The organism is Glutamicibacter sp. AOP38-B1-38, from assembly GCF_052377485.1.
GTDB lineage: Bacteria > Actinomycetota > Actinomycetes > Actinomycetales > Micrococcaceae > Glutamicibacter.
Genome location: NZ_JBQSWU010000031.1, coordinates 1 through 14927, shown reverse-complemented (window position 1 = coordinate 14927; position 14927 = coordinate 1). Strand labels below are relative to the sequence as shown.

The window sequence follows — 14927 nt, the reverse complement described above, 5'->3', positions numbered from 1 at the left end:
GTGTTTGATGCTGGCGTGGCCGGCGAACCGCACCCCGGAAACTTTGAGGTGTGTAAGCACCTAGAGAACATCTGGTGGGCGCAGTCAGCGCGGAAAATTCTCGATGAGGGTCTTCCCGCTGACGCGGTAGGACTAGTTTTCCTGCCGATGTGGGATTGGGATTTCCCCCTAGTGAACGTCGGAAGGAAAGGGCGCGCCAGCGACGGCGGACAGGTGCTGTTCCCGGTTCGTCGATCCTACGATGCTGATTCCATCGTCGTAGTAACGGAAGACATGCTCTCCCATGAAGTCGCCCATACATCTATCGGTATGGGGCACCAGGTTACGGGCGGGCAGATCATCCGCTTTGCTCCCGCTCAACGCTCTACGGTGCGCCCACGGACTCAGAACTGCACCGTAGGGGAGACTCTAGGTGTCATCCGTGTTGGGCGTGGAACCGCTGACGAGCTAAACGCCGTTTTGCGAAACACGATTAGCACCGCGGACACTGACCACCTATGGCTGGGTGTCCTTCCGGTTTTGGCGAGAGCTACCAAAAAGATCGTCATCAGGAATCAGCATGTTTTCACCCTGGAAGCGAACGCTTTGGGCGTGAAGAGCAAGATGCTCCTAGACCCCATCGCCGTAGATGAAGTCGTTGACGACATGATCTACGGGGGAGAGAAGGAACGCCAGCAAGGGAAGAAAGCGGTTTCACTGAAGCTGATTGATTCCTTGCTCGATCCGTCGAAGAACAAGAAGGTTGATCCAAAGCGTTACATCTCGCAATTTCTTCAGCGGGAATCGTATCGGGCGGTGCAACGTGCGCTGGGCGATCCTGACCAAGGGCCGAGGATTAGAGCGTTCGCCAGAGAGGAAGGGTTGACCGACTACGGCCTGATTGCTCAAGCGTATAGCGATTCAACTGGCAAACTAGTTACTAGCGAGTTGGTTCAGAAAGCTATGGAGCTTAGTCACTCGGTGCACTCGAATGTATGCCCGATAGACGCGCTAGGCGACAGCATCTAATGGGAGAGGCGTATGGCAGGGCGAAAGATTAACAGCGCTAACGGGAGTAGCATGCGAGAAAACGCGGTAGAAGCACGCCGTTTTCAAGCTGAATGGTTGCTTCTGGTCGCCTCCGCAGAAGTCTCCCTGATGGAAGTCATTGATGAAGCTTGTACCGAGGACGGCGCTCCCTTGCGGAAAATTCGTCTGATTTCTCTTCTCACTTCCCAGCCACGCTGGGGTGAAAAGAAAGCCTTGCAGGTGCTAGACCTCATGATTTCAGTGTTGAAAGTAGACGTTGAACCGAGGGAAATCACGATTGGGTGGCTAGTCGATTCACGAAGTGGCGGACGCAGGATTCAGGCATGGGCAGATGTCCTGCAACCCAAAGAGCCAGTTTGGCAGGGGTTCCCGTTTGCGCCCAGACCGAAGGTAGAGCGTGAGTAGGCAAGAAGTATTGGAACAGGTGCGCACGGTCTGTGGCGTACCTGAAAACGAGCGTGAGCGCTTCATTGAAGATTTCATGAGGTCAACGGTCTCAATGAGGGCGGTGGCCGGTATTGCTGACCGCTATTTACGCACTAACCGCATTGGTCGCACATACTTCAACGACCTACGGCAAGTAATCTTCATTCAGACCTGGCTGTACCTGCGTGACCTAGCTGAGTCACCGAATGAACTGGAAGAACTTAAGAACTTCTGGGGAATGGTTTACCGCCGTTCTTCCAATGCTGTTCAGAACTTCCTGGTGAACGAAGTGAACCAATTTGGTGGCATCAGCGCCCAAGTGCGGACGCACCAGGACTACGAGCGTTTCGTGGCATCGCATCGCGCGGGAGGCGTGATGGTGAATGAGGAAGAGCTGATCGACCAGTTCAACCGGGGGCGCAGGTCTCGAAGCGAGCAGATGACCTTGGAGAAAGCCCGGAATGGTTTGCCTAACGTCTCATCGTTAGATGACACAGGCTCCGATGACACCGGCTCGCCAGCAGTTCCGGCAAGGCACCTGTCTACTATGGATGCGCTGGCCGATGACAGCTTCCTGTTGCACCCACACGAAGGACAGGAAGCAGTTCGGCTCATCATCGCAAAATTACAGGAAACGGCGAAAGACGCAGAAACCGCACAGTACGCCGATATATGGCTCGGCGGGTTCTACCGTGACTATGGGGAAGTCCTACCAGTAACTCGCATTGCTGAAATCATGGGCATTACCCGGCATCGAGCCAGAACCTTGCAGGGCAGGGTGCGCAACGAAGCACAGAGGATTCTCAAGGAGCACCTGGGAGTCACTTCAGCCTGATAAGACAAGGCACCAAGTTCATGGGGAACTTGGTGCCTTTAGCAATTTAAGAGGCTAGCTGGTCGTCTTGTGGCTCTCTTTCGGCGCGTGAGAGTTTACTCTGCCAGCCTCCCAGGATGTGCCATGGTGTCGGCCAGGCCGAGAATGTTTCTCCCGTGAGGGTGTTGCGCTGGAAGACCACGGCAGGGATGCCCAGGAGCGTTAATTGGACGTAGGCCATGTGTACTGCTGTGCTGTTAATGTCTTCAGCGGTCACGTGGGCTTCCTGTTGCGGATTGATGCCAATCTTGGACAGGTTCATGACAGTGGCTATGGCCATGGCGCCGGCACCGCAGGCTGGCTCACCAATGCTGATGAATCCATTCTCCTCTACGGCTTGGTGAAGCTCTCTCGGGTCTTGAAGCTGTGCCATGAGTTCTGCGACATGCCAAGGAGTGAAGCACTGTCCAAGGTCTTTGGAACCAAGTTCCAGCTTCATGTACAACTCTCCTAGAACGTCGCGGGAGTGTGTCTCCATTTCATTGACGAGCATGCTCAGTAGCAACGGAAAACGGTCGATCTGATCTTTCTCGTATTTGTTGATAATGCGCAGGTACTCTTGCTCGCGCTCTTTTCTTCTTTGGTGGTCTGAAACGTTGCGCAGGGATATTGCGCTGAGATGCACAAAGTCCACGAAGACGTTGTTCAGGTTTTGTGCCCCAGTGTTGGCCTTAAGCACTTTGACCATTTCGGGAATGAGCGACATATCTTCTCCTGTGACGGCTCGATTGCTGGACATGCTCAATGTGTGCCGGTGGGAAGGAAAATAGCGCGGGTTAGGAGGTGTGTACTGGCAACATGGTTTCCTGTGCGTAATCGCGGTAAAAGGTATGTGCATATGGTTTGTCGGCTGTAAATATGCCCCTTAGTACTGCCGAAAGGTCGAGAATCCACAGAATCTCAGGGCAATATTTTCTTTCCGCGAGGCACACATAGGTGGTGTACGAACAACAACGACTCACAAAAGGGAGTTCACACCATGGCAAAGAACATCGAAGCTCTGAAGGTCACCGCAGACGGCGAAGCCTACAAGGTTGTCTTGGAAGCCAACGAAGAAGGGTACACCTACCCAGCCATGTACAAAGAAATCGGTTGCTCCACCGTCCAGTACCTCGGCGCGGACCACAACATCGACATTGTGATTGACGAAGAAGGCAAGCTGACCGACGAGGACATCAATATCCACGCCACCGTGCTGGCCACCCAAATGGGATTCACCTTTTTGTCCGGCGACTACATTGCAGGAACCGCACTCATTGTCGGACACGACGGCGAAGGTGAAACCGTGAGCCTTAACGAGGGGCAGAAGGCAAAGATCAAGGGAATCCTGCTCGGGGCAGAGATTTAGACTGACAAGATCAGCGCAGAGGCCGGGAAGACTGTAGAGTCGCCCGGCCTCTTCTCAGCCTGCGACTAAGAAGAACTAGCGTACCCAGGGAGCAATTGTTTTCCCCCGGCAGGCACACATGGGAGGTATGAACACTACAACTGAAGCCAAAAAAGAGGCTACCGCAAACCCATTAGACCTCAGCGGTCGCGTTGAGTGGGAAGGCAACTGCCTGAGGATCGTCAACGACACAACACGGGATCGTATTCAACGCGCACGTATGTCGCCCTCAACTGCTCAGGCACTCGAATCTGGTGCTTGCGCCACGAAATGGGCCGTCAGCTACCTTCTTCCCCGCGATGAAGCCCCGCTAGACCCCGCACCAGTGGGCACGGATGCACATCGGCTTCTCGAAGACCTTTACTCGTTGATGCCCTCTTCTCGTACCGAATCGAAGTTCTACGAACTATTGGATCAGCTCACTGCAAAGAAGCGCGAGAATGAGGAAATGGATGACGTGGAGCTGAAGACCTGGCGAAACAGCGTCCTGAGCAAAGCGGGCCGTATTTCCGCCATGGAGAACCCCCAGCAGGTGATCGTCTACTCCAATGAAATCAAGCTCGAAGAGACCATGCCCAAGGTCAAAACAGCCCCTGACGGCTTTCCGTTCACCGGCACAGCCGACCGGGTGGACGTAGTAGTAGACGACGAGTTGGGGAAGCTGGTTCGCAGGGCTCTCCCGACCGAGAAAGCCGAGACCTACTTCGGCTCCGTATTCGGAGTAGAACAACCAGACGGTGACATGCTGATGCACCTTGCCGACGACCTCTACGATGCCATGCCTCGTGATCCTGAAGAGCTGACCAAGTTCCTGGCAGAGCTGGGCATCAACCTGAACCTGATCATCGTTGACTACAAGACGGGGAGTTCGAAGAATTGGAAGAAGCATCATGAGCAGGTCATGTTCTACGCCCTTGCTTTCAAGGAACGCACGGGGATTTTGCCCCAGTTTGGGCGGGTCTACTACACCACCGAGGGCGTGATCCATAAGGTTTCCATCACTCAGGACAAGGTAGACGGAGTACTGGTAAAGATGGGCGCTTCCTGGAAGCGCCATAATCGTTTCATCGAGAATCAGGAGTTCCCTACCAAAGCGACTGCCTTGTGTGGAGGGTGCCCACTGGTGAACGCATGCCCGCGCGCGAAGGAAGCCGGCAGGAGAGCAAGGAAAGCTGGTCTGCCCACCAGCGATGAGCTGGTTATCCCGATGCACGAAGAACCTGCACCAGAGGCCGTCGAAACCAGTGCCTGCACGACCATGGAGCATGATGCCACCGAACCCTCAACGACGGAAACCCCGGAATCACCAGCGCGTGTTTGTAAGCCGTGCGTGGAGGCAGGAGAACCAGGGGAGCGCGTGGCGGTTGTTCGGATACCGGAACTGCTCGGTGGGCATAGTCCAGGAACTCCCTCTAGTGGCGCATCTGATCACCCTGTAGGCACGCCGGAGAACAACGACGCAGATCCTGCACGAAAGATTTACGTCCGCAAGACACACAAAGAAGGTATGAACACACAGACTCAGCCACAACAGGTGGCGAAGGCTTATGAAGAAGCCCCGCAGTTTACGACGTTCATCACCTCTGGCGATGGACAGCAAACGTCTGACATAAACCCATCCAGCTTCGCGATGACGGCGGGCTTTTCCCTGACGACTATGGCTATGAAGATTCTGGCCAAGCAAGACGAACGGATTACCCGCCAGCGGGTGGCATCGCTCTCGGGAACGTTCGCACACATCATCAACGTGGCTCATGACCAGTGGATTCCTGGGCAAGCGCATCTATGCGAGGGCGAGAAGATGGGTTTCCATTCGCACGCAAGGCTACGCGGGGCACTCATGGCCGTTGTTGAGGAATTCCCATTCCCACTTCATGGAGACCTTGAACAGATGGAGATGTGGGTAGCTCAAACGATCAAGCGAGTTCTCTTCACCATCCAATCAGCCGAGGACTTGGTGAAATACGGCTCCGGGAAGAGTCCATGGGAGCTTCTAGTAGCGACGAAGCAGGAGGACTAGACATGGGTATCAGCGAGCAGGAACAGCAGATCATCCTATCTGCGATCAACGCATCAGCGAATGAACCCTTCGACCCTAACTATCCGTTGACTTCTGAAGAGAAGGTGATCGAGAAGATCACTCTCTTCAACTCTATGCTCGATGAGAATTCCCCAGCGGTGAAGCACCTGCGATCTTTGAACGGTCAAAACGGTTCTGAAGTTAAGCGCATTTCCGGTGTAATCCTGGGCGTGTTCAAGGAGCAGACCTCATCTAGGGGCATCGTGGTCTTCAAGACGGAACCGCATGAGCATTGGAACAAGCGGGGCATCGAAATTGCTCGAACCGAAAGGATGGATGGTTCCGGGTTGGCTCTGAAAATGGCCCGTCAGCTCCGCGAGTTAGTCGGGCACAGGGTTGTTGCCACCATTGAGGTTCGCATGGCTGGCAACTTTAAAGTGCGTGTCATCCACCAGTACAACGTGATCGGCCGAGATGACTACTACGGAACGGGGCAAGGCTATCAAGAGGCAATTAATCTTGGGCGACGGGAATTCCAAGCCATTTCGCAAAGAGCAGTCGTACAGTAAATCAACATATGGGCTGAGGCTCCCCTCCTAATTTTGGAGGGGAGCCTCAATGCTATGCGATGCCAGGGTTGCTTATCGCAGACCGGCATGATGGGAAATATACGCTTCCAAACCTCACGAAAGGTAGCATCATGCACCCATCCGACAACGACTCAGATGCCTCTATTTCCATAGACCCATTAAGTGCAAGCATCCAGGAGGCCTTGCGCGACTGCGGGGGGATCATCGTGGGTCTGCCAAGGGAACTAAGCACGGCCAGCCAAGCCAAGTTCGATCCCATGAAGTTCTCGGCATAACACGTCGAAACGGCCCCTAAAACCGTGCACAACAGTGCCTTCCCGAATGCTCCGGGGAGGCACTGTTCTGTTGCTCTCCAAAGTCCTGTGCCAGGGTCGCCTCTTACAGACCGGCATGATGGGAAATATACGCTTCCAAACCTCACGAAAGGTAGCATCATGCACCCATCCGACAACGACTCAGATGCCTCTATTTCCATAGACCCATTAAGTGCAAGCATCCAGGAGGCCTTGCGCGACTGCGGGGGGATCATCGTGGGTCTGCCAAGGGAACTAAGCACGGCCAGCCAAGCCAAGTTCGATCCCATGAAGTTCTCGGCATAACACGTCGAAACGGCCCCTAAAACCGTGCACAACAGTGCCTTCCCGAATGCTCCGGGGAGGCACTGTTCTGTTGCTCTCCAAAGTCCTGTGCCAGGGTCGCCTCTTACAGACCGGCATGATGGGAAATGGACAACAAAAACGCTGGAAAGGCAGAACATTGCAGGACACTTACACGTCAACTGAGAACAAGACTTCCACCCCCGACAGCTCTGCTGAAACTGAGAATGAACAGAACCAAGTGGAAGCTGAAGAGTCCGCAATTGTCACTGAAAACGAGGAACCTCAGAAGCGTCGGGCAAACCGCCGTAAGAAGGTCGACGAAGACACCGCAACGCGCAAACTGGTCGTCAAAGTAGCCAACAAGACCCTGGAAATCATGGATCTTCAGGGCACCGCGCGCGAAGTACTCTCCAACATCATTCCTGGAAGCAATGGAGACATTGCGAAGACTGTCGCATCCATCATCAGCGCACCATCCAAGAAGTACGGAACTCCCCTTCACGACGTGCTGTACGTGGAAGACAGCTTGGGTCAAGACCCAGTGGACGTACTCGTTGAAATCGCGTCTTGGGAAGAAGCACGACTCAAGGAAGCTTGGAACGTACTGCGTCTTTTGGGCATCGTCTCCAAGACCGCCAAGCTCAACGTCAACCAAATCCATGCTTCACGGCAGTTCATGGACACCGTTCAGAAGGCTGAGCTGACTCAGCAGGCTAAAGCCGATATTAACGCTGTCCTCGAAATCCTGAAGTAAAGCAAAAGAGTTCCTAGGAAGATTGGGCTGTAGTGGCTAAGAAAACGAAGGCACGGAAGATTACCGACGGGTCGCCCGCTCGGTGGGATCAGTCGACTTACGACATGCGCGCAGGCGTGGGCGGGCAAGCCATTGTGGTGAAGAAGAGAGCCAAGAAGTACCGTGCCGTCGTTTTCTTGAGCACGTTTGTCCTTGCACCACTTGCACTCTTATTGGCTATAGGAGTATCTGCGATCTACATTCAGGGAAGCTCAAATGAATCTCCTGTTGAGCGGAGCGTCGATTCGCCCACCAAAGCAACTGCGAACAACGCGATGACAACGTGGCTGTCATCAAAACCCGCTCCGCTTCCAGGGGGCACACTAGTCTCTTGGGATGGAGTGATCAGTGCCGTTGAACCCGCTGAAGTAGAAGAAAACGGTGAGACAGTCGAACAGCCTGGTCTTGAAACCCACCAGTTCACAGTGCGTGCATCATCAGGCCAGCTTTTCCACTCCACAGTCCAGGTCACTTGGACTGAAGCCCTGGGATCAAGGGTTGTCGGTGCACCATCTTTGGAACCTCTGATGCGAGAGAACGAAGCCACCGCAGTCGACATGGTGGAAGTTTGGCCAAACCATACTCTAGCGACTGCCCCAGACGGCATAGTGCCAGCAGTTGACGTGTGGCTTCAGGCTTATACCTCAGGCAATTCCAACAAGCTCCGTTTAGCAATGAAAGACCCCACCTCGGAGCACAACTACTTCCCATTGACGCAGGTAGCTCAAGCGAGCGTGGGGGAAGTGACCCACTTCGCTCCTAACCCAGAGAATCCTGCCGAAGGGCTAGCACGAGTCACCGTGAACATCGTTTGGGATGGAACGCCAGTGGACACCAACGAACAAGAATTTATCGGAGGTGCGACCATCCAAACTTATGACCTACTGCTAGAAGATACAGACACTGCTTCGCCAACTGTTGTGGCATGGGGAGGCGCGGGAACGGGCCAAGACCTCACACCATTCAAGAACGCTTTTGAAGGTCGTGCAGTCGATCTGAAGACTAGCCCGTTCTTCTCTGAAGAAGATGTTCAACGGCGCATGAAGGAAAGCATCGACCAGTACAACAAGAGCATGGGGGAGAAGAACTCCGCTATGGCACCGAGGAAGGAAGCAGAGTAATTATGGCTCGAAAATCTTCGCAGGCATTTGAATGGGAGCACGCGCCAGACCGTATCAGGAAGCTCGCGGGTTCAGGGAGCCACATACGCACGCTCTTGCCTAACGGATTGGTGATTCCTCGTACTGGTGGCGTGTACTTAACCCGCAAGGTACCTCTGCAACCCGTCGACAACGCTAAGACCACGACTGCGAAGATGGAATCTTTGCAACCGCTGTTCGAAGTGCTCGATGAGCTTTCATCCCTCGTTCCAATTTCCGGTATCAAATCCCGGAATATGATGCGAAAAAACTACCGCAAGTACGAACTTTTGGGGGTGAATATACCTGAAATATTCAACCCCCATGGTGCTAGCCTTCAGCACAAGCAATTGCTCAAAGAGCAGTATTCTGACCTGAGAACTGACCGCAGGCTGTTGCTCATGTCGGTCAAGCTGAGTGATACTTTCGGCGGAGACCAAGGCTTCGGCAAAGCCGTTGAATCCGTTGTCGAATCTATGATTTATGGCGGTGCACCGCTCAGCGATTACGAACCCGACCGGGAAAAAGTGGAAAGCATCTTCGCCAGCGCCGGCTTCCAGGTTCCTACCGCAGAAGAAATTAAATTTGCTGACTCCTTCTTCAACCACGGAAAGCATGCGAATGTTGTTAGGCTCCCCCACAGTAAGCACATGCACATTTTCGATGGTGAAGACAGCGCTCGTATGGCTGAGCGAGCAGGCAAAGAAGACTGCACCAAATGGCCGGATATACCAGGACACCATGCCCTAACCATCGCGAGTGTCAACGGCTTTGACTTTGACTTCATTGAGCCAGAGGACTCCGCATCGCAGTGGGCTACCGAGCTGTACCGCGATGATGCATTGGCTATTTCCATTAAGGGATCAATCGAACCCGCTGAAGTAACGAGAGCCGAACTGCGCCGTCGTCGCTCACAGTACATCAGCGATATTGAAGAACGAGTCGCGTCCGGCAAGATGGACAAAGCAGAACAAGAAGAGCACCTAACTCTTCTTGAAGATGTTGAGAGCGCCTATGCCAGAAAAGATGCTCCTGCGTCCAGCGTGGACACCTCTATTCTGGTCGCATTTGACGGTGTTGTGGATCGACTCAAAACGGGTAAATCGGCAATGACTGATTTGCGCACCGTTGATGATCTTCAAGCCGAAGCACTTGAAGAAATGCTCCCTTATTCACCGCTGACCGTGAATCCACTTCTCCAAGACCTGCCGGCACAGACCATCGCAGGTTCAGGCATCAATGGACTCACACAAGCTGGTGATCCATCGGGTGCTTTCATTGGCATGACAGAGAGCGATAATCAGGCACTCTACGAAACCGCAGACGTGAAAGCCTATAAGCACAAGGAACCGATCATTGCCACCATCGGCAACACTGGTTCAGGCAAGTCCATGTTCATGGTCTGGAAGTCGATCCAGTTCGACATGGCATGTACACGTGAAGGCAAGAAGATCCCTCAGGTTGTTATCGACCCGAAAATGAATTCCGACTATTCAGAAGTATACGAGTTCTTCGGTGCTCAGGTAGTTTCGTTGGATACGTTGTTGTCCAACGATGGAATCTTTGATCCATTACGATTTGCTCAGACTACAGATGCCGGAATTGCTCTTGCTGTTTCGATGCTGATTTCGATCAACCCATGGGGCATTTCGAACCCAGCTCAGCATGAAGCAAAGTTGCGTGAGGCTTTGCTGTACGGGGTGAATGCGGGAGAAATTTGCACGGGGGCAGCTCTAAGAACCGCCTTGTTCAATCAGCGCATTCACCAAGAAATTGTCGGCCCGATTCTGGACTATCGTGCAACGTCCGTGATGTTCCAGGCTATCGTTGGCGAATCCCCGAGCACTGAGGCATTGCGCTTCCATGATGGGCTAACTTATATTCGAACCGGCCAGCAGTACATCGACCTGCCCGACCCGCAACAGAAGGATACGATAAAGAACTCCGTCATCGAGCAGAAGGTGGCAATGGCACTGGTACGCATGATGGTTTTCGGCTCTCTCATGGCACTGGCAAACCGTGGCGGAAAAGTGTACCTGGATGAGGCCTGGGTGTTCCTGCTGGCCGGTACGCAGGAGCTACAGACGGTAGCCAGAACTGCGCGTTCGATGGAAGTCACCTTCGACATGTTCAGCCAGACCATGGCAGATGTGGTGCAGGCTGGTCTGCGTCAGTACATCACGCGAGGGTACATCCTTTCCTCCGGTAAGGATGAAGCGAAGGTAGCTCTAGATCTCTTTGGTATTGAGGATAGGGATGGCCTGTTGAATCGTCTGACGGCCAAATCCGAAGTTCCTGTCGGCGCTGTTTCTGCTGAGGAAGACTACGAGAAGCCACCTAACTACGACAGCTTCAAACCGCTGTTCTTTGAAGAGCGACGTAGGGGTATTGTGCGCAAGACATTCAAACGTGCGCCGTTGGCAATTGCCGTGGACTTCTCAGGCAAAATGGCAATCACCGAACTGATGGTGCCCCCGGATATAGTCAGAATGATGGACCAGCGTTAATCCGCCCAAGCGGGATGACCCGAGCGAATAATTACATTCGCTCGGGTCAATTCTTGGAATTATCACAGTCGTCGCACATAATTAATATGTGACGGAAAACAACAGCCAGCGCTTAGACGCATCTAGTGCGCAAATAATCGAACAGTACCGGGCGAAAAGCATCAACGAAGATACCGCCCGCGCGCTACTGTACGATGCCGTTGTGCAGTTCAACGTGTGTGCAGGCATCATAGTCAGCACTTCCGTGCCAGGTGTCGATAAGGCCTGGTTGCGCAACCGACGCGAAGACTTCCAATCCGACGTGCACCGTCTCATCCACGACAAACTAGTGGGCGAAACTGGTGCTAAAGCGTTCTTCAACTTCGCCAAGTTCCCCAACAGCATGACCGGATGGGTGCGACAGTTCCTCCGCGTCGCTTACCCGCGCATGGCGAACGATCTATATCAGAAAGAACGCCGGCAACTCCCTACCGAAGACGAAGTTCTAGCGTCACTGAGTAATGCGTCGCGAACCGTCTCTCGCGACACCGAATACTTCACCGACGCAGAGTGCGAACGCCAGCGAATCGAAGAAATTAGCGACGAATACATGCGCATTTCAAGAGGCGTGCGCGAATTCAAGAAGGCCGAAGTTCGTGCTGAAGCCATAATGGCCGGCTTGAACCTACCCGCCACGGTACGGCCACATCGAGATGACCGCCTTTCTCTGTACCGCAAGGTCGCCAAAGATGTAAGCCTCTGCGAGAAGTCAGCCAAAGAAATGCTGAGCATTCTTCGCAATCAACCCCGAATTTATGACTGCGATGAACGGCTCCTGGCGCTTTGGGATGACTACACGGTTGAGAACCTGGAAGCACTGATCCGCGTCGATAAGTCGGCAGTCCGCGCAATGGTGCTGAAGGCACTAGCCGACTACAGTGCCTTATCTAAGCGCCGGCACAAGCTCTTCGTCTCTTCAGTTCGCAACCTGGGGAATCGGTCGGCGCAATGGAGCACTTTGGCAGAAAGCATCGTGCATCTTTTTGTAGCAGAAGAAACCCAGCCCATGCTTCACGGCGAGACCGACGAAGAGCTGGCAGAAGAGAAACGGAAAGCATGTGCTTTCAGGCGAGCAATCTTGTCGAAGAGCAACCGCATCTATGAGGGCGTAGCCAAATTTGAAGGGCAACCTCTGGGTACAACGCGAGATGATGTTCGCCAGCACCTCTACAGCATCTACGTGGGCACTGAGGCCAAGCATCGGCGTAAAACTAGCCCAGCAACTGTCTGAGCCCTTAAGAATGGCACTATCGCGCAATGCGGTGGTGCCATTTTTATTGGGTTGGAGGGCAGGAGAACATCCCAGTAGCCTGAAAAGTTTCTGGATCGGCCATTCTGTGCATGGGTCACGTCTCACAGACCGGCATGATGGGTAACGATGGAAAAAACACTCGCAGTTCCCCGTAGAGTCGCTACCGTGCAGGGCGAGAACGCTGTCCGCATCATGCGCACCCACCCGAAGTATCTCTTTATGCCGGCGATGCTCACTGTGTTGGCTATCGTCGCTGTGGTCTTCACCGCGATATATATCCCCGAGAGCTACAAAGGGGTGCCTGCCCGAGCCGTGGTGTTCGGAGTGATAGCTCTGATCTGGGTACTGGGGTCGTTCAAGCGAGTGTTTACCTGGATTTCGAATAGGTACGTGATCACCACGCGCCAGGTAGTAAAACTAAGCGGGATTATCTGGGTTAACAGCCATGCAACCAAAATTGAGCGGATCTCCGATGTGAGGTCTTCTCAGGGCTGGTTGGACAGAATATTTGGATGTGGAACCTTGCATCTGATCAATGCCTCTGCTGGCGGTCTGGATGCTGAGCCACAGGTAACGCTTTACGATGTTCCCCGAGTTCAAGATGTACACCAGCAGATCGAAGAACTTCTAGAGGCTCTACGCCGTCCAGATCCGTTGTTCAACCAGTGGAACATTCCTGGTATGCAGGTGCCTGTTCAGGCAGAATCGTTGCCAGCGGAGCAAGACCAAAAACATTCTGTTCGTCGATGGGGAGTTGGTGGCCATGAATAACGAGGCTTTTCGAGCCTACGCCGTAGCAATAGCAGGCTTCAAAGAGCAAATGAAAACATGGCCTACCGCAAAATCTGACGATAGCTTGGAAGCTTCTCTAGGAATTTGGTTGGATCGTTGTAGGAAACAATTCAACACTGATCAGCTCACTGTTAAGCAAATTGAACTGTTGAACTCGATACTTCCGGGATGGTATGCGAACGAGGGTCTGACATGGGATCATAGTGCGACGGCTTTATCGACATATCTACTGGAAAACGGCGGAATGCCTAAAAGAACTCACTGGCTTTACCGATGGTTCGTGGCGCAGAGCGGACTCGCTAAATGCGGGTACCTCGAACCACGAAAGATCGAATGGATTCAGAAGCATTGTCTTGGGATGAGCGATTTTGGTGTGATGGGCAGTCCGCTAAGGAAGATTAGCTGAATGCATTCACCGATTATTCTCGCAAAGGAAGAATCAGCATGAACACCGAGACATTAATGCTTTTTGGGTTAGATCTTACAGATCATCTTTTAGAGACCGGTGCGGAGGAATTTGTTGAGCTAAACACCGAATACCACGCCCAGGACATAGCCAAGGCGCTCAACGCGGTGGGCATGCTGATGACGCAGGTACTTTCAGGGCTGACGGAACGACCAATTAACTCTGTCGTGGCCACCTACGCGCAAAGTATCCTCGGGTCAGCAGAGGCCATTGGTCTAGAAGACCACACGAGAAACATCCTTGCGATCATCGAGGGCACCAAGAACCCGGTCAAGGTCAAAACGGTTAGCGTTCCCCTCGCCATGAGTTACGAGCTAATCCTGGGAACCCTCGTAGGTGTTTGCTCATCTATGGAAGAGATTGAGCCAGAAGAGTTCATGGATCGTTTGCGGATGGTTTCTTCCTTGGAAAAGGACTAATAGCTAGGCCTAAAACAGACCAGAATATTTCTTCCCCTGTGGCACACATGGAAGGTGTAGCAGAAACAACGGCCACACCATGAGGCCACATCGAATCACATAGGAGCATCCAATGTCTTTGACTATGAGCATCCCGGTATCCGGCAACCTAACCAATGTTGATGGGTTGCAGTTGCGTAAGAATCGCCAGAACAAGTCGGTTCTGTACTTCAAAGTGGCAGTCGTGGAAGACGGACGTAACGGTGGCCAGTCGAAGGTTCACTACCTGTCGTGCTCCTTGAACGGCGTAATGGCCGACAACCTGTACTACGCGATTCAACAAGAACTGATCACCACTCGTACCCGCTTGAACTTAGTGCTGGGTCTTGACACATACACGAAGCCGTTCAACGACCCGAGCAACGGCAACCCGGTCGATGTTCAGCAGACCAGTTACCCGGTCTGGGAGATTGGCGTATCAGCACGCTTCGCCCCAATGGCGGACGTGAACTCTCCGGGATTCCAGCGTTTGATGAACGGTCAGGCACCTCGGCAGGGCGGTCAGTTCCAGCAGAACCAGCCACAAGCACCTCAGCAGGGCGGTCAGTTCCAGCAG

General features: G+C 53.3%; 15 protein-coding genes. 14 read left to right on the top strand and 1 reads right to left on the bottom strand.

From position 1 onward, the window contains the following. Positions 1-15 precede the first annotated feature (15 nt). Genes ACT3TP_RS15885 through ACT3TP_RS15875 form a run of 3 tightly spaced genes read left to right on the top strand, consistent with a single transcriptional unit; the run spans position 16 to position 2290 of the window. On the top strand, positions 16-1008 hold the full coding sequence (locus ACT3TP_RS15885) for a hypothetical protein (protein WP_444620981.1): 993 nt from the start codon (positions 16-18) through the stop codon (positions 1006-1008). Positions 1009-1059: 51 nt separating this feature from the next. Next, entirely contained in the window at positions 1060-1434 is a 375-nt protein-coding gene (locus ACT3TP_RS15880) for a hypothetical protein (protein ID WP_443452650.1), read from the top strand. Further along, positions 1427-2290, top strand: coding sequence for a hypothetical protein (locus ACT3TP_RS15875; RefSeq protein ID WP_443452649.1), 864 nt, complete (start codon positions 1427-1429; stop codon positions 2288-2290). Before ACT3TP_RS15880 ends, ACT3TP_RS15875 begins: the two co-directional genes overlap by 8 nt. 46 nt (positions 2291-2336) lie before the next feature. On the opposite strand, the gene ACT3TP_RS15870 is transcribed toward ACT3TP_RS15875, so the two are convergent. Beyond that, entirely contained in the window at positions 2337-3068 is a 732-nt protein-coding gene (locus tag ACT3TP_RS15870) for an N-6 DNA methylase (RefSeq protein ID WP_444616428.1), read from the bottom strand. A 240-nt stretch (positions 3069-3308) separates the two neighbouring features. Between ACT3TP_RS15870 and ACT3TP_RS15865 the strand changes: the two genes are divergently transcribed. The 11 genes from ACT3TP_RS15865 to ACT3TP_RS15815 all read left to right on the top strand — a co-directional run. Beyond that, on the top strand, positions 3309-3677 hold the full coding sequence (locus ACT3TP_RS15865) for a DUF3846 domain-containing protein (RefSeq protein WP_443452721.1): 369 nt from the start codon (positions 3309-3311) through the stop codon (positions 3675-3677). A gap of 127 nt (positions 3678-3804) precedes the next feature. Next, the gene (locus ACT3TP_RS15860; RefSeq protein ID WP_444616426.1) at positions 3805-5736 is read left to right on the top strand and encodes a PD-(D/E)XK nuclease family protein; all 1932 of its coding nucleotides are present in this window, start codon (positions 3805-3807) and stop codon (positions 5734-5736) included. A gap of 2 nt (positions 5737-5738) precedes the next feature. Then, positions 5739-6305, top strand: a complete 567-nt coding sequence (locus ACT3TP_RS15855) for a hypothetical protein (RefSeq protein WP_443452723.1) — start codon at positions 5739-5741, stop codon at positions 6303-6305. A 735-nt stretch (positions 6306-7040) separates the two neighbouring features. Next, positions 7041-7679, top strand: a complete 639-nt coding sequence (locus tag ACT3TP_RS15850; protein WP_444616424.1) for a hypothetical protein — start codon at positions 7041-7043, stop codon at positions 7677-7679. A gap of 32 nt (positions 7680-7711) precedes the next feature. Continuing rightward, the gene (locus ACT3TP_RS15845) at positions 7712-8839 is read left to right on the top strand and encodes a hypothetical protein (protein WP_444620980.1); all 1128 of its coding nucleotides are present in this window, start codon (positions 7712-7714) and stop codon (positions 8837-8839) included. 2 nt (positions 8840-8841) lie between these two features. Continuing rightward, entirely contained in the window at positions 8842-11364 is a 2523-nt protein-coding gene (locus ACT3TP_RS15840; RefSeq protein ID WP_444616420.1) for an ATP-binding protein, read from the top strand. Between the two features lie 88 nt (positions 11365-11452). Further along, complete coding sequence (locus tag ACT3TP_RS15835; protein WP_444616418.1) at positions 11453-12634, top strand: hypothetical protein; 1182 nt, start codon at positions 11453-11455, stop codon at positions 12632-12634. A gap of 147 nt (positions 12635-12781) precedes the next feature. Further along, on the top strand, positions 12782-13426 hold the full coding sequence (locus tag ACT3TP_RS15830; protein ID WP_444616416.1) for a PH domain-containing protein: 645 nt from the start codon (positions 12782-12784) through the stop codon (positions 13424-13426). Beyond that, complete coding sequence (locus ACT3TP_RS15825; protein ID WP_444616414.1) at positions 13419-13853, top strand: helicase associated domain-containing protein; 435 nt, start codon at positions 13419-13421, stop codon at positions 13851-13853. The genes ACT3TP_RS15830 and ACT3TP_RS15825 overlap by 8 nt, the downstream gene beginning before the upstream one ends. A gap of 38 nt (positions 13854-13891) precedes the next feature. Beyond that, positions 13892-14332 carry a hypothetical protein gene (locus tag ACT3TP_RS15820; protein ID WP_444616412.1) on the top strand — a complete coding sequence of 147 codons (441 nt, stop codon included), beginning with the start codon at positions 13892-13894 and terminating at the stop codon, positions 14330-14332. Positions 14333-14444: 112 nt separating this feature from the next. Beyond that, the coding region (locus tag ACT3TP_RS15815) for a hypothetical protein (protein ID WP_444620979.1) at positions 14445-14927 on the top strand (483 nt) is incomplete at its 3' end.